At 62.7% G+C, this 14,065-nt stretch carries 14 protein-coding genes; 4 read left to right on the top strand and 10 right to left on the bottom strand.

Annotated features, from left to right (window positions below; translation table 11 throughout):
* Positions 1–249: 249 nt before the first annotated feature.
* From F3Y30_RS20510 to F3Y30_RS20500, 3 genes are read right to left on the bottom strand one after another with little or no spacing between them, the layout of a single operon-like run.
* Positions 250–879: an aminotransferase class IV family protein gene (locus F3Y30_RS20510; protein WP_246752819.1), complete on the bottom strand. Its 630-nt coding sequence runs from the start codon at positions 877–879 to the stop codon at positions 250–252.
* Positions 864–2,021, bottom strand: a complete 1,158-nt coding sequence (locus F3Y30_RS20505) for an aminodeoxychorismate synthase component I (protein WP_203424491.1) — start codon at positions 2,019–2,021, stop codon at positions 864–866. The genes F3Y30_RS20510 and F3Y30_RS20505 overlap by 16 nt, the downstream gene beginning before the upstream one ends.
* Positions 2,022–2,076: 55 nt before the next feature.
* Positions 2,077–3,924, bottom strand: coding sequence for a M3 family oligoendopeptidase (locus tag F3Y30_RS20500; protein ID WP_203424490.1), 1,848 nt, complete (start codon positions 3,922–3,924; stop codon positions 2,077–2,079).
* Between the two features lie 174 nt (positions 3,925–4,098).
* Here F3Y30_RS20500 and F3Y30_RS20495 point away from each other — a divergent pair, with 174 nt between their 5' ends.
* Positions 4,099–5,634, top strand: a complete 1,536-nt coding sequence (locus F3Y30_RS20495) for a sigma-54 dependent transcriptional regulator (RefSeq protein WP_203424489.1) — start codon at positions 4,099–4,101, stop codon at positions 5,632–5,634.
* A 306-nt stretch (positions 5,635–5,940) separates the two neighbouring features.
* A complete protein-coding gene (locus F3Y30_RS20490; RefSeq protein WP_246753006.1) occupies positions 5,941–7,659 on the top strand; it encodes a DUF882 domain-containing protein in 1,719 nt (572 codons plus the stop codon).
* Positions 7,660–7,776: 117 nt separating this feature from the next.
* On the opposite strand, the gene F3Y30_RS20485 is transcribed toward F3Y30_RS20490, so the two are convergent.
* The 3 genes from F3Y30_RS20485 to F3Y30_RS20475 form a co-directional block, all read right to left on the bottom strand.
* Positions 7,777–8,043 (bottom strand): DUF2312 domain-containing protein, encoded by a 267-nt coding sequence (locus F3Y30_RS20485; protein ID WP_203424488.1) that lies wholly within the window; start codon positions 8,041–8,043, stop codon positions 7,777–7,779.
* A gap of 117 nt (positions 8,044–8,160) precedes the next feature.
* Entirely contained in the window at positions 8,161–8,466 is a 306-nt protein-coding gene (locus F3Y30_RS20480; RefSeq protein ID WP_203424487.1) for a DUF1244 domain-containing protein, read from the bottom strand.
* Between the two features lie 4 nt (positions 8,467–8,470).
* The gene (locus F3Y30_RS20475; RefSeq protein ID WP_203424486.1) at positions 8,471–9,289 is read right to left on the bottom strand and encodes an N-formylglutamate amidohydrolase; all 819 of its coding nucleotides are present in this window, start codon (positions 9,287–9,289) and stop codon (positions 8,471–8,473) included.
* Positions 9,290–9,570: 281 nt separating this feature from the next.
* Here F3Y30_RS20475 and F3Y30_RS20470 point away from each other — a divergent pair, with 281 nt between their 5' ends.
* Both F3Y30_RS20470 and pyk read left to right on the top strand, forming a co-directional pair.
* The gene (locus F3Y30_RS20470; RefSeq protein WP_246753005.1) at positions 9,571–9,966 is read left to right on the top strand and encodes a DUF1036 domain-containing protein; all 396 of its coding nucleotides are present in this window, start codon (positions 9,571–9,573) and stop codon (positions 9,964–9,966) included.
* A complete protein-coding gene (gene pyk, locus F3Y30_RS20465) occupies positions 9,966–11,405 on the top strand; it encodes a pyruvate kinase (protein ID WP_203424484.1) in 1,440 nt (479 codons plus the stop codon). The genes F3Y30_RS20470 and pyk overlap by 1 nt, the downstream gene beginning before the upstream one ends.
* A gap of 116 nt (positions 11,406–11,521) precedes the next feature.
* On the opposite strand, the gene F3Y30_RS20460 is transcribed toward pyk, so the two are convergent.
* The 4 genes from F3Y30_RS20460 to purE form a co-directional block, all read right to left on the bottom strand.
* Entirely contained in the window at positions 11,522–12,139 is a 618-nt protein-coding gene (locus tag F3Y30_RS20460; RefSeq protein ID WP_203424483.1) for a hypothetical protein, read from the bottom strand.
* Positions 12,140–12,203: 64 nt separating this feature from the next.
* Positions 12,204–12,329 carry a type B 50S ribosomal protein L36 gene (gene ykgO / locus F3Y30_RS20455; RefSeq protein WP_203424482.1) on the bottom strand — a complete coding sequence of 42 codons (126 nt, stop codon included), beginning with the start codon at positions 12,327–12,329 and terminating at the stop codon, positions 12,204–12,206.
* Positions 12,330–12,504: 175 nt separating this feature from the next.
* Entirely contained in the window at positions 12,505–13,560 is a 1,056-nt protein-coding gene (locus tag F3Y30_RS20450) for a 5-(carboxyamino)imidazole ribonucleotide synthase (RefSeq protein WP_203424481.1), read from the bottom strand.
* Positions 13,557–14,024: a 5-(carboxyamino)imidazole ribonucleotide mutase gene (purE, locus tag F3Y30_RS20445; protein ID WP_203426708.1), complete on the bottom strand. Its 468-nt coding sequence runs from the start codon at positions 14,022–14,024 to the stop codon at positions 13,557–13,559. Before purE ends, F3Y30_RS20450 begins: the two co-directional genes overlap by 4 nt.
* Between the last annotated feature and the right edge of the window lie 41 nt (positions 14,025–14,065).

Raw genomic sequence — 14,065 nt, 5'->3', positions numbered from 1 at the left:
TGTGCACTGCGGTTAGCCGGTCGGGGCTTCAGCCGTTGAATCCGGCTGGACCGATAGACTAACGAGCAAGCTCTGCAAGTCAGCTGTCTGCTGAACACAGACAGCGATCTCTTGCACGAGGTTCGCGCATTGATCGAAAGTCTGACTTGTTACTCCAGAACGATTTCGCGTTGCGGTTAGCGTGTTCTTCGGAGATGGAGGCAGAGTGTGAAGTGATCCCATACTCCGATAGCCATTTAGAGATTTGAGCTACCGCACTTTTGTTCCCCTCACAAGCCCGCGCAGCGAGTTGCCGAGGTAGAGCGGATATCGCGCGAGATCGGAGGCGGGGAGGGGTTTTTCTGCGGCTTTGCCGGTCTCGATCAGTTCCTCGCGCAGTATGCCCGCGAGCAGGCCGCATTCGAGGGGCGGGGTCTTGAGGATGCCGGAGCCGTCGTCGAGGAATATGGAGGTGATCGTGCCTTCGCAGACCTCGCCGCGTTCGTTGAGGAGGAGCACCTCGTTTGCCTCGTCGGGCGTAAACTCCGCCCGGGCCGCCTCGTAGACGGCGCGGCGCGAGGTCTTGTGGCGAAGAAGCGGATTTGCGGAATCGAGGCGGGTCGCGGCAATCCTCACCCGCCAGACGGTCTCAGGGGGTAGGGGAACGTAGGGCGCCGTCGCGATCTCGATCCGGCCGTCCGGGAAGAGTTCGAGCCGCACGCGGAGCGGCCCTTCCGACGTGGCGGCGCGCGCTGTCCGCTCGAGCGTTTCCCTGGCTTCGTCCGCCCCGTGCAATCCGAGCGCCGCCGCGGAGCGGGAGAGGCGCGCGAGATGCCTCTCGAGCCTGACATATCCCAGGCCCGGCTCGAAGCGCAGCGTCTCTATCAGCGAGATATCCATTGATCCCCCACGGCGAAGCGGGCCTTCAGCAGACATTCTTCGTATTCCGCCTCCGCGACCGAATCGAAGACGATGCCGCCGCCGACGTTGAAGACTGCCTCTCCGCCCTCGTGAAGCGATATCGTGCGGATCGCCACGTTGAAGCGCATCGTGCCATCCGGTGCTATGAGGCCGATCGCCCCGCAATAAGCGTCACGCGGCCCGCTTTCGAGCGCGTGCAGTATTTCCATCGCGCGCATCTTGGGCGCCCCTGTCACCGAGCCGCAGGGAAAGAGCGCGGCAAAGATGTCGCGGATCGTGACATCGGCCGAGAGTTTCGCGCGCACATGGCTCACCATCTGATGGACCGTGGGATAGGTCTCGATCTCGAAAAGCCGCGGCACATCCAGCGTACCGACCTCGGTGATCCGGGAAATATCGTTGCGCAGGAGATCGACGATCATGCGGTTTTCCGCCTGCGACTTCGGATCGGCGAGCATGGCAGCGACGATCTCGGCGTCCTCGGCGGCGTCCTTGCCGCGCGGTGCGGTGCCTTTCATCGGGTGGGTTTCGATCCAGCCGTCGCTGTCGATGCGGAAGAAGAGTTCGGGAGAGCGCGACAGCAGTGTCGGCCCGTCGAGCGAAACCAGCGCGCCGTACTTCACCGGCTGCCGTTCGATCAGCGACCAGAAGGCGGCGACGGGATCACCCTTCCAGTGGGCGCGGATCGGCATGGCAAGGTTGGCCTGGTAGCAGTCGCCCCGGCGCAGGTGCCAGTGCAGGCGGTCGAACCGGCGCCGATAGGCCTCGAAATCCCACTCCGCCCGAGGCTCCGTGAGGAAGGGTTCGTTTTCCGTGCGCTGGACAGGTACTGCGAGCGGATGGTCGCCTGCGGGCGCCTCGAAGATGCCGAAGCTCATGAGCGGCGTCGCGCGTCCGTCGATCGCGAAGCCTGCAAGCTTCTCCTCGAAGAGATCGCCCGCCTCGTAGCTCATGAAGCCGGCGATCCACAGCCCGTCGCGATGTGCCTGCTGGAGCGTGGCGAATGCCTCCTCGAAGGTCGCGCGCGATCGCACCGTGACCACCTGCACGGGGTCGGCGAAAACCGTGGTCAGGTTCTCGCTGTCGTCCCGGAAGAGGACAAAGCGCCGATCCTCGCTCATATTCCCAGCCCCTGCATTCCGCCCCAGTTGTTCGACACCCGCTATTGCGCTGTGGTCACCCTGCCTTATCGAGCGCCTCCAACTCGTCGATCAGCCCCTCAATCATCGACAATCCCTTGCTCCAGAACGACGGATCGGTCGCATCGAGCCCGAAGGGCTTGAGAAGCTCGGAATGGTGCTTGGTGCCGCCTGCCTTCAGGAGTTCGAAGTACTTCTCCTGGAAGCCCGTCTCGGCATCGCGATAGACGGCATAGAGCGAGTTCACCAGGCAATCGCCGAAGGCGTAGGCGTAGACGTAGAAGGGCGAATGGATGAAGTGGGGAATATAGGCCCAGTACGTTTCGTATCCTTCCGAAATGCGGATCGCCGGTCCGAGGCTCTCGCTCTGGACGGAGAGCCAGAGTTCGCCGATCTCGTCAGCGGTGAGCTCCCCCTGCTTGCGTGCGGCGTGGATCTTGCGTTCGAATTCGTAGAAGGCGATCTGGCGCACGACCGTGTTGATCATGTCCTCCACCTTCTGCGCCAGCATTGCCTTGCGCTCGGCCTTGTCCCGCGTGCGGTCCAGGAGGCTCCGGAAGGTCAGCATCTCGCCGAACACGGAGGCGGTCTCGGCAAGCGTCAGCGGCGTGGAGGACATCAATGCCCCCTGGCCCCCGGCCAGAACCTGGTGCACGCCGTGGCCGAGCTCGTGGGCGAGCGTCATCACATCGCGCGGCTTGCCCATATAGTTGACGAGAACATAGGGATGCACCGAGGGCACGGTCGGATGCGCGAAGGCTCCCGGCGCCTTGCCGGGGCGCACCGGGGCGTCGATCCAGTTGCGGTCGAAGAAGCGTCCGGCGATTTCCGACATGTCCGGATGGAAGGCCCCATAGGCGGAAAGAACGGTCTCGCGCGCCTCGTTCCATGAAATAAGCGCGTTCGGCGTCTCCGGCAGTGGGGCGTTGCGGTCCCAGTAGTCCATCTGCTCCATGCCGAGCCATCTGGCCTTCATCGCGTAGTAGCGGTGGGAAAGGCGCGGATAGGCCTCGCGCACGGCGGCAGCGAGAGCGTCCACCACGTCGCGCTCCACGCGGTTGGCGAGATGCCGGCTGTCGGCAATGTCTTCGAAACCCCGCCAGCGGTCGGAGATCTCCTTGTCCTTGGCGAGCGTGTTGGTGATGAGGGTGAAGGTGCGGATGTTGGCCTTGAAGGTCGCGGCAAGCGCTTCGGCGGCCTTCCTGCGCGTTGCGCCGTCGGGATCCTGAAGCAGGTTCAAGGCAACTTCGAGCGGCATCTCCTCGCCGTCGATCACGTAGCGCAGCGAGGCCATCGTCTCGTCGAAGAGACGATTCCATGCTGCCGCTCCCGTCATCGACTTCTCAAGGAACAGCTGCTCGGTCCGGTCGTCGAGCTGGTGCGGCTTGTCCTTGCGCAGGTCCTCTATCCAGGGCCGGTAATGTGCCGCCAGCGGATCGCCCGCAAGGCAGCGCGCAATGCGCTCGTCCTCGATCCTGTTGAGTTCCAGCGAGAAGAACAGGAGGTGGGTCGAGATGTCGGTGATCTTCGATTGCACGTCGCCGTAGAGCTTGCCATTTGCCGGACTGGTCGTGTCGGAGAAATAGGTGAGGCCCGCGAAGGAGGCGATACGGCCGAGCAGCTCTTCCAGCGCCTCGTATTCCTTCACGGCTGCGCCAATGCCGGCTTCGCCGGAGGTCCCTGCCGCCTCGTCGAGCTTGCCTTTCCAGCGGGCCTCGAACGCCAGTGCATCATCCATCGCGCGGGCGAGGTCGCCGGTGAATTCGGGCGACGCGGCGCCGGGATAGAGGTCCGACAGGTTCCAGGAGGGCAGCTCCCGAGCTGGGCACCCGTGCCTCCCGCATCTGCAGGAGCATGCGCGGCGAGTTCGAAACGTGGGAAGCATTTCATGGTCGGTTCTCTTCTTTTTCAGGCGCGAAAAGCCGGGACTGTGATCGGTTCCGATTGGTTAAAATGCAAGTTTTTCTCAAAACTGCATATTCAACCCTTTCTGCCAAGTTTCGCGAAGTTCACTGACACCTGAGTACGCATGATGCGTGCCGCAGGCAAGGAGGTTCCAATGACGGCCCATATTCTTGTCATCGATGACGATCCGGTCCAGCGCAGACTCTTGAAGAACATGATCGAGCGCAGCGGTCATGTTCCGCACATGGCGGAAAACGGCCGTGACGGTCTCGACGTGCTCGACCGAAAGGGAGGGCTGATCAACGTCATCCTGCTCGATCTCATGATGCCGGAAATGAACGGATCCGCCTTCCTGGATGCGCTGGCAGAGCGCGAGGCCACGATTCCCGTCATCGTCCAGACAGGGCAGGGCGGTATAGAGACGGTCGTTTCGGCAATGCGCGCCGGCGCCTTCGATTTCGTCGTGAAGCCGGTTTCACCGGAGCGGCTGGCGACTGCGGTCGGCAATGCCCTCAAGATGGACCAGCGCGATGGCCGCAATCGTTCCGGCCGGAGCAGGCGTACCGAAACGGTCCACTTCGAGGACATCGTGTCGGCAAGTCCCGAGATGGCACGGGTACTCGAACTCGCTCGCCGGGCGGCCCAGTCCAACATCCCGGTCGTTCTCGAAGGAGAGTCTGGCGTCGGCAAGGAGATGGTGGCGCGAGCCATCCAGGCGTCCGGCGACCGGGCCGGCAAGCCCTTCGTCACGGTCAATTGCGGTGCGATCCCGCATAACCTTGTCGAAAGCATCCTCTTCGGACACGAGAAGGGCGCCTTCACCGGCGCGACCGAGCGGCATACCGGCAAATTCGCGGAAGCGGATGGCGGCACGCTGTTCCTCGACGAGATCGGCGACCTGCCGCTCGACGTACAGGTCAAGCTGCTGCGTGCCGTACAACAGGGCGAAATCGAGACGATCGGTGCGCGCTTCCCGCAGAAGGTCAACGTGCGGCTGATTTCCGCGACAAACCGCGACCTCATCCAGGAAGTCAGGGAAGGCCGTTTCCGCGAGGATCTCTACTATCGCCTCAACGTCTTTCCGATCACCATTCCGGCGTTGCGGCGGCGAAAGGAGGACATTCCGGTCCTCGTGCGTGCCTTCGTGCAGCGCATTGCGGGCGAGCAGAGGCTTGCAAGCCCTCTCGCCGTTTCCGCCGACGCCATGGCCCTTCTGACCGCCTACGACTGGCCGGGCAACATCCGCCAGCTCGAGAATGCGATCTTCCGTGCGGTCGTGCTCAGTCAGGGAGCTGAACTGGTCGCCGCCGACTTCCCGCAGATCGCCGCACAGATGCCGGGATACTCTGTCCTGGAGGAAAGCGGTGCAACCTGGACTTCAGCAAAAGCGCTGCGCGTGAGTGTCTCCGGTGAGCGGATTGCCTCGTCGGGCCATGATGAGGACGGGTCCGAATCAGCGGGACAGTCCGCGTCCCAGTCCGAAGGAAACGCAATTTCGAGCGTCGATCGTGGCGGCCATGTGCGCCGACTCGCTGATGTCGAGGAGGAATTGATCCGTTTTGCCTTGAAATTTTATCACGGCCAGATGAGTCAAGTTGCCCGCAAATTAGGCATCGGACGGTCGACACTTTATCGAAAATTGAAGGATTATGGCATCGATCCAGACCATCCCTTGAAGGATGCGGCCTGAAATCGCTTGATATTCCAAGCCTCCGACCATTTTCCGGTTGTCGTTTATCCCTTGTTAGTAGAATGTTCACTATAACTGGGGAGCGACGACAACTGTGGCGGATTTGCCATGCTGTTACCGCAATTGGTCGTCATGTGGGACATCAAGGCGGGTCGTGTCCGTCGGACGGGGATAGAGTTGGCAAATTTGTTCGCATCAATAAAGCTCCCGGAGATATCCGTTCGTAGCCTGTGCGATTTTGCACTCAAGAAGGCTCCGAGGCTATTTACCACGGCGCTGCTCGCTGCGTCGCTGACACTACCTGCGATGGTTCCTTCCGCCAGCGAGGCGCAGTCGGGAACGCGCAGCCTGAAGCTCTATTTCGTCCATACCCGCGAAAAGGCGGAGATCACTTTCAAGCGCAACGGTCGCTATGACTCCAAGGGTCTTCAGCAGTTGAACCGGTTCCTGCGCGACTGGCGCCGCAACGAACCGACAAAGATGGACCCGCGTCTGTTCGATCTCGTCTGGGAAGTTTACCAGAAAAGCGGTTCGCGCGACTATATCCACGTCGTCTCGGCCTATCGCTCGCCGGCGACGAACTCCATGCTTCGCTCGCGCTCGAAGGGCGTCGCCAAGAAGAGCCAGCACATGCTCGGCAAGGCGATGGACTTCTACCTGCCCGACGTGAAGCTGAAGAACCTTCGTGAAATCGGCATGAAATTCCAGGTGGGCGGCGTCGGCTACTATCCGACCTCCGGCTCTCCTTTTGTCCATATGGACGTCGGCAGCGTTCGCGCCTGGCCGCGCATGAACCGCCAGGAACTCGTACGGCTGTTCCCTGATGGCAAGACCATGCACCTGCCTTCCGACGGCAAGCCATTGCCGGGATATGAGCAGGCCGTGGCGGACTACAAGCGCCGTGTCGGCGATTCCTCGGTGCAGGTCGCCGGCGGCGGATCCAAGGACCAGGCGAACCCCAAGCGCAAGACCTTCTTCGCAGCACTCTTCGGCGGAGGCGGCGACGAGGATGAAGAACCCACGGCAATCGCCAGCGCGGAACCGCTGGGCGAGGAAAGCACGCCCGTCAAGGCATCCGCAAGCGCAAGCGCCGGTACAATCATGAACGCGGCCGATCCGGGTGCGGATGCGGAATCCCAGCCTGTGGCCGAGCCGGTACAGACCGAGGTCGCCATAAACGCTCCCGTTCCCGCCATCCGGCCGGCGTTCAAGGACAACAGTGCTGCGGCAACCGAACTGGCGCTCGTGGCGCCGACGGCCAGCGGAGCGGCTGAAGCGCTCGATGCGGCGCTGCCCCAGGCGGCCGAGCCCACGAGCGAGTATGCCGACCTGAACGGCTACAAGATTCCGGTGCCCGTCCTTCTCGGTAAGCGCGAAGAGGCTGCGGCAACGTTGACCGCCGCGGCCGAGATCGAGGATTCCGAGGAACTCGGCTTCGTTCCGGTGCCGGGCTTCCGTCCTGCATCCGAGGTCGCGCTGATGGCTGCCGCCAACGCCGATGTTGCGAGCCCCGTTTCAGCCGATCGTACCGGACTGGCAGCGCTGGCAGGTACTGATCAGCCGGATGCGCTGGCCGCGGAAGCGACGGCCAAGGTGGCGCTCGCCGATCCCGCAACGAACCGTTCGCGGCCGGTCGAGATGGCTGCGCTCGTCTCTGAGGATACGGGCCGGAGCCGTTCGCTGGCAGGCATAGACGCCTTCGACGGAACCGCTTCGGAAGAAGTGCCGGTCAAGGGAGCAAGGCCGAAGAAGAAGGATGCGACCGCCGCGATGCGAGGCGCGATCCGGACCGAGCCGAAGCTGACGCAGAATGTCATTTCGAAGTGGGCACTGACGCAGGGCCGGGTCGAGATGCTGTCGAAGCCGGTGAAGGCTCCGCGTTTCGTGAGCAAGTCGCTGCGTGAGGCGCCGACCACCGTGTACCTCGCAGGCTTCCAGAACACCCCGACATCGGTCGATCCCGGCCGGTTCAGCGGGACGGCGGTCAACTTCATGGAAGTGCGGAAGTTTTCCGACGTCAACTGACGCGGTAGCCGTTCCCCATCGAACGCATCGTCAGACAGATATGAAAACCCCGCGGAACCAGGTTCCGCGGGGTTTTTTCTGATCGGTGCCGGATGTCCGGCGACTTTTGAAGAAGCCTTATTCGGCGTCCGGGGGCAGGTCGACCATTCCGAGGGCCTGGAGATAGGTGTCGAGGATAGCCTCCTGCTCCATGCGCTCATCCTTGTCCTGCTTGCGGATCTGGATCACCTTCCGCAGGATCTTGGTGTCGAAGCCCACGCCTTTGGCTTCGCCGTAGACATCCTTGATGTCGTCGGCGATGGTCTTCTTCTCTTCCTCGAGCCGCTCGATGCGTTCGATGAATGCACGAAGCTGGTCTCGGGCGACGCCGTGGGCATCGGACATGCTCTTCTCCTTGTATGGGGATGACTGTGGAGTGGGTGTGTGCCGTGATCTGCCGCGAAGTTCGGGCAAGATCAAGGCCTATCGGTCGCGTGGTGGCATTTTCACCCGCGAAGATTTCTATTCCTTCGGGCGGTTCTGCTCGAATGCGGCCTTCTGCTCCTGCGAGGCCTCCTTCTGATGAAGCGCCCGCCATTCCTCATAGGGCATGCCGTAGACGATCTCGCGGGACTCTTCCTTGTCCAATCCCACGCCCGCCTCGTTCGCCGCTTCGCGGTACCAGTTGGACAGACAGTTCCGGCAGAAGCCTGCCAGGTTCATCAGGTCGATGTTCTGGACGTCTGAGCGCTCGCGCAGATGGGCGACCAGCCGTCGGAAGGCGGCCGCCTCGAACGCGATCTGCTGTTCCTTCGTAAGCTCGGTCATCGTTTCAGCCTTTTCTGTCCGGCGTGCCGCTGACGGGGTAGGGGCCGGTCCGGGAGGGGAAGTTCTGATATGTGTGCAGTTCGTCGTTCCGGTTCAACCGTTCGAGAATGGGCGCGAGGCGATCCGCCCAGGCGACGACGCCTTCGTCCGTGCCAATCTCATCCTGCCTGATCTCGATGAGCGCGTGGGGAATGCCGGCCGTCACGCAGTGCGTGAACATCGTGTCGCCCCGCAGTGCGCCGTCATAGGGCTCGTTGTTGCCGACGACGATGTCGCCCGGCTCCTCCAGCGCGGCGATGAGGGGATGGACGGCGCGCGGGTCGTCGTCCCACAGCACGGTCGCCTGCCAGGGGCGGGCGACGCCCTTCCACGAAGGCGTGAAGGAATGCAGGGAAATGACCAGGGGCGCCTTGCCGCTTTCCTCTCCAACCTTCTGAATGGTTTCGGCGACTGCCCGGTGGTAGGGCCGGTGAAAGGCATCGAGCCTGTGGTTCCATTCCTCTGGCGTGATCGGATGGTTCCCGGGGATGATGGCGCCGTCAGAGATCTTCATGATCAGCGTCGGGTCGTCTTCTCCGCGATTGGGGTCGATCAGCAGACGCGAGAAGCGGCTCATGACGACGGGAACGTCGAGACGGCGGGCAAGCTCGCGCAGAACACCCTCGACGCCGATGTCATAGGCGATGTGCCGGGTGAAGGCGCTTTCCGGCAGGCCAAGCCTCGCATACCTTTCGGGCAGGTGATTGGTCGCGTGATCGCCCAAAAGCACGAGCCCTCGGCCCGCGTTGCCCGCGATGATCTCGAAAGGGGAATGGTGCTGCATGATGCCTGCTGCTGAAACAATCCTGTGATCTTCTGATGGCATGCAGGCTATCGGACTTCAAGGCGGAAGCGTGCGTGCGGGTGCCCTTCGAACCAGCCGTAGTGCCGACGCGGGTGTAATCGATTAGAGTTTCGTTGACATTCCAATCCCGCCGTCGCAGAAAAGCGCGTGATCAAATCAACGGAGTTCCATTGGAAACCGTGAGAGCATATTCCGATAATACATCCCGGTTGAAGGCGCGTGGCATCGCCACCTTCGCCCTGTTCATTTTCGCAGGTCTGATGACCTTCCTCTCTCCCGATACCGCAAGGGCGGATTTCCGGGTTTGCAACGGTACGCAGAATCTCGTCGGCGTGGCCATCGGCTACAGGGCGAAGGACGGCTGGATAACCGAAGGATGGTGGCAGGTTCCGGCAACGACCTGCGCCACGCTGATCGAAGGCGAGCTGCAGTCTCGCTACTACTACCTTTACGCCGAGGACGCTGCGCGCGGTGGCCGCTGGACCGGCAACGTGAACATGTGCGTCGCGGAAAACGAATTCAAGATCACCGGTGTGCAGGACTGCTTCGCCCGCGGTTTCCAGCGCATGGGATTCAAGGAATACGATACGGGCCGTCAGGGGAGCTGGATGGTCCAGCTTTCCGATACCCCAGGTACGCAAGAAAGCCAGAATTGATGAAGCGGAACAGAAAAGTCAAAATCCTCGCCACTCTTGGACCATCCTCTGCTGAAGAGCCGATGATCCAGAAGCTGCACGAAGCGGGTGCAGACCTGTTCCGAATAAACATGAGCCACGCCAGCCACGACCTGATGCGCACGCTGATCCAGCGCATTCGCTCGGTCGAGGCACGTTGCGGCCGGCCGATCGGCATTCTGGCCGACCTTCAGGGCCCGAAGCTTCGCGTGGGCAAGTTCGCCGAGGGCAAGGTCGACCTCGTTGCCGGCCAGACCTTCACGCTCGACAACAGGGACGAGCCCGGCGACACGACGCGCGTGTTCCTGCCGCACCCGGAAATTCTCGAAGCGGTCAAGCCCGGCGACCGGCTGCTCATCGACGATGGCAAGCTCCACCTGCGCGCAGAGACGACGGACGGCAAGTCGATCGTCTGTACCGTCGTTTCCGGCACCAGGATTTCGGATCGCAAGGGCGTGAGCCTTCCCGACACGCTGCTCGGCGTCGGCGCGCTCACGGACAAGGACCGCGCCGACCTCGACGCAGTGCTTGCGACGGGCAGCGTCGACTGGGTGGCGCTCTCGTTCATCCAGCGCCCGGAAGACCTGGCGGAAGTCCGCAAGGTCGCCCGCGGTCGCGTCGGCATCATGTCCAAGATCGAGAAGCCGCAGGCAATCGAACGGATCGACGAAATCATCGAGCTCTCCGATGCGCTGATGGTCGCCCGTGGCGATCTTGGCGTCGAGATGCCGCTCGAGGCAGTGCCTGGCATCCAGAAGCAGCTGACGCGCGCATGCCGCCGCGCCGGCAAGCCGGTAGTCGTGGCAACGCAGATGCTCGAGTCGATGATCACCGCGCCTGTTCCGACCCGCGCAGAGGTCTCGGACGTCGCCACGGCGGTCTTCGAGGGCGCGGATGCGATCATGCTTTCGGCAGAGTCCGCCTCGGGAGACTATCCGGTGGAAGCGGTTTCCACCATGGCGGCGATCGCCAGCAAGGTGGAGCGGGATCCGCTCTATCCGGGCATCATCTACGCCCAGCGTACGCCCCCGGAAGCGACCGGAGCGGATGCGATCTCGCTCGCAGCGCGGCAGATCGCGGAGACGCTGAAGCTCTCCGCCATCGTCTGTTACACGTCCTCGGGCACGACCGGACTGCGCGCCGCCCGCGAGCGGCCGGAAGTTCCGGTGCTTGCGCTGTCTCCGATCATCGAGACGGCACGCCGCCTGTCGATCGTCTGGGGCCTGCATTGCGTCGTCACCGACGATGCGACGGACCTTGACGACATGGTGAACCGCGCCTGCCGCATCACCGTCAACGAAGGCTTCGGAAAGCCGGGCGACCGGGTGATCGTTTCGGCCGGCGTACCGCTCGGCACCCCGGGCGCAACCAACATGCTGCGCATCGCCTATATCGGCGCCGACGGCGTCAGCGGCGTCTGATAGCCGCGCTTCCTGCGGCGGCCCCTGAGGGGCCGCTTGCGGGCTTCCAACAGCTCTTCAGATACAAATAGAACATCTAGCTGCCCCGGCATCGGTGGCCCCTCAGAGGGCCTCCGTCAGGTGCGCTTGCCGGCGAGCTTTTCGGCCAGTTCGCCGAGTTGTTCCTGCGCCTGTCTCTCGGACGGGTAGATGTCGAGGAAACGCTGCCAGGCTTCCAGGGCGAGCTCGTCCTTGCCGGCGGATGTCAGGATCGCCGCCAGGCCGGCGATTGCGCCGAAATGGCGAGGCTCGATGGCGAGCACCTGGTTTATGTCGGCCATCGACTTCCTGTAGTTGCCCATCTTGAAGTGGAGTGTCGCCCGGCGGTTCCATCCCTCCACGTATCCGGGCGCAAGCAAAATCGCTTCATCGAGGAAATCGAGCGCGATTGCGTTCTTGTTCTCCGCCATCGCCTTGTCGGCCCACTGCATCAGGAGATTGATGGTCGCACTCCCGGAATCCAGCCATTCAAGGCGGATCCGCTCGGCAATGTCGCGTGCCTCGTTCGGGTCGTTTTCCCGTTTCAGTTCGACAAAGAGGGAATTCAGCCGCTCGGCGGGTGTCGTCAGGGACGTGGCGGCTTGCTCGGCAGACGCATTGTCGGATGGAGCGGCCGCGAGATCCTCGGCCAGCACCGGGCCAGCAAGGAGGAAAAGCGAGACAACAGGCAGTACAAAAAAACGCATGGCGGTCATGGTAGACCGCCAGCGTCAAACTTCAAATCAATATTTTACGATCACCAAAGTGATCCGCGTCGCATCAGCCCTGACGAGCCTTGTAGCGCGGGTTCTGCTTGTTGATGATGTAGATACGGCCCTTACGGCGAACAAGACGGTTCTCGCGATGGCGGGTCTTGAGCGACTTGAGCGAATTCTTGATCTTCATTTTTCTGATCCGCGTTTCTGAAGGGCAGTTCGAATCGCCCAAATTTCCTCAATTAAAAACGCGCCGTTTCGGGCGCGCTTTTAGGTTGGCAGGCATGTACCGCTTGATATCTCCCGTGTCAACCGCTTGGAGCCGGTTTTGCGTGGAGATCCCGCATTTCAAGCGGTTTTCCGGCCTAAAGAAGCTGGGTGATGTGGCCCATCTTGCGGCCCGGACGAGCCTCGGTCTTGCCGTAGAGGTGGACGAGCACGTCAGGGCGCGCCAGCCATTCCTGGAGATTGTCGATGTCGTCGCCGATGAGATTCTGCATCACGCAGTCCGAATGCCGGCGCGGGTCGCCGAGGGCATAGCCGACGATTGCGCGGATGTGCTGCTCGAACTGCGATATGGCGCAGGCTGCTTCCGTCCAGTGACCGGAGTTGTGAACACGCGGCGCGATCTCGTTAGCAACCAGCGTCCCGTCCCCGAGGACGAAGAACTCGACGCCGATGACCCCGATGTAGGAGAGGTGGTCAAGGATAGCGCGCGCGGCCTTGCGCCCCTGGTCTACCGTGGTCTCGCTTACCCCTGCAGGCAGCGTGGACGTGTGGAGAATGCCATTCTTGTGGACGTTCTCGGCCGGGTCGTAGCAGGCAATCGTTCCGTCGATCGCACGTGCGGCGATGATCGAGATTTCCCGCTCGAACGGAACGAGGCTTTCGAGGATCAGCGGCACACCGCCGAGTTCCGCGAACACGCCCGTGGCGTCGTCCGCCGGCGAGCGGAACAGCTTCTGACCCTTGCCGTCGTAACCCATGCGCCGGGTCTTGAGCACGCCGACGCCACCGAAGGACTCGAGCGCCGTCTCGAGCTCGTCCTGGCTGTCGACCGACTTGAAGCGTGCCGTCTCGATGCCGCATTCGTTCAGGAAGCGCTTCTCCACCAGCCTGTCCTGCGACACTTCGAGTGCGCGGGGCGGGGGATAGACGGGTACCGAGCGCGACAGGCTGTCGGCGGCGGCGACCGGAACATTTTCGAATTCGTAGGTGACGACATCGCACATCTCGGCAAGCTTCGAGAGTGCCGCCGGATCGTCATAGGCAGCGGTGATCTGTGCGTTGGCAACCTGGGCTGCGGGGCAGTCTGGTTGCGGTTCCAGGATCACCGTGCGGAAATTGAGTCTTGCCGCGGCCATGGCCAGCATGCGGCCGAGCTGGCCGCCGCCGATGATGCCGATCGTGCGCGCGCTCATAGGGGGTCGTCCACGGGATATTCGGCGACCGATGCGGTCTGTGCTTCGCGCCATTCGTCAAGACGGTGGGCCAGCTCCGGATCTCCGAGCGCCAGAACGGCGGCGGCGAGAAGCGCGGCATTGACTGCGCCCGCCTTGCCGATCGCGAGCGTGCCGACCGGAATGCCGGCAGGCATCTGGACGATCGAGAGGAGGCTGTCCTTGCCGGAAAGCGCCCGGGACTGGACCGGGACCCCGAAGACGGGCAGGGGCGTCATGGCCGCCGTCATGCCCGGAAGGTGAGCGGCACCGCCGGCTCCGGCGATGACGACCTTGAAGCCTTCCGCCCGCGCCCCCTTTGCGAATTCCACAAGCCGATCGGGCGTGCGGTGTGCCGATATGATGCGGGCTTCATAGTCGACGCCTAGGGCATCGAGCGTGTCGGCCGCATTCTTCATCGTCTCCCAGTCGGACTGGCTGCCCATGATGATAGCGACGGGTGGCGTTTCTGTTGTCTTCAACGTCG

The organism is Sinorhizobium sp. BG8 (assembly GCF_016864555.1).
GTDB lineage: Bacteria > Pseudomonadota > Alphaproteobacteria > Rhizobiales > Rhizobiaceae > BG8.
The sequence above is the reverse complement of the archived record's forward strand: the minus strand, read 5'-3'. Positions and strand labels throughout refer to the sequence as shown.

Excerpts from the sequence above, each read along its gene's own strand:
- F3Y30_RS20510 (WP_246752819.1), bottom strand. The coding sequence starts at position 879 with ATGGATATCTCGCTGATAGAGACGCTGCGCTTCGAGCCGGGCCTGGGA.
- F3Y30_RS20505 (WP_203424491.1), bottom strand. The coding sequence starts at position 2,021 with ATGAGCGAGGATCGGCGCTTTGTCCTCTTCCGGGACGACAGCGAGAAC.
- F3Y30_RS20480 (WP_203424487.1), bottom strand. The coding sequence starts at position 8,466 with ATGACCGAGCTTACGAAGGAACAGCAGATCGCGTTCGAGGCGGCCGCC.
- F3Y30_RS20460 (WP_203424483.1), bottom strand. The coding sequence starts at position 12,139 with ATGACCGCCATGCGTTTTTTTGTACTGCCTGTTGTCTCGCTTTTCCTC.
- F3Y30_RS20475 (WP_203424486.1), bottom strand. The coding sequence starts at position 9,289 with ATGCAGCACCATTCCCCTTTCGAGATCATCGCGGGCAACGCGGGCCGA.
- pyk (WP_203424484.1), top strand. The coding sequence starts at position 9,966 with ATGAAGCGGAACAGAAAAGTCAAAATCCTCGCCACTCTTGGACCATCC.
- purE (WP_203426708.1), bottom strand. The coding sequence starts at position 14,024 with ATGGGCAGCCAGTCCGACTGGGAGACGATGAAGAATGCGGCCGACACG.
- F3Y30_RS20450 (WP_203424481.1), bottom strand. The coding sequence starts at position 13,560 with ATGAGCGCGCGCACGATCGGCATCATCGGCGGCGGCCAGCTCGGCCGC.
- ykgO (WP_203424482.1), bottom strand. The coding sequence starts at position 12,329 with ATGAAGATCAAGAATTCGCTCAAGTCGCTCAAGACCCGCCATCGCGAG.
- F3Y30_RS20495 (WP_203424489.1), top strand. The coding sequence starts at position 4,099 with ATGACGGCCCATATTCTTGTCATCGATGACGATCCGGTCCAGCGCAGA.
- F3Y30_RS20500 (WP_203424490.1), bottom strand. The coding sequence starts at position 3,924 with ATGCTTCCCACGTTTCGAACTCGCCGCGCATGCTCCTGCAGATGCGGG.
- F3Y30_RS20470 (WP_246753005.1), top strand. The coding sequence starts at position 9,571 with ATGACCTTCCTCTCTCCCGATACCGCAAGGGCGGATTTCCGGGTTTGC.
- F3Y30_RS20485 (WP_203424488.1), bottom strand. The coding sequence starts at position 8,043 with ATGTCCGATGCCCACGGCGTCGCCCGAGACCAGCTTCGTGCATTCATC.
- F3Y30_RS20490 (WP_246753006.1), top strand. The coding sequence starts at position 5,941 with ATGGTTCCTTCCGCCAGCGAGGCGCAGTCGGGAACGCGCAGCCTGAAG.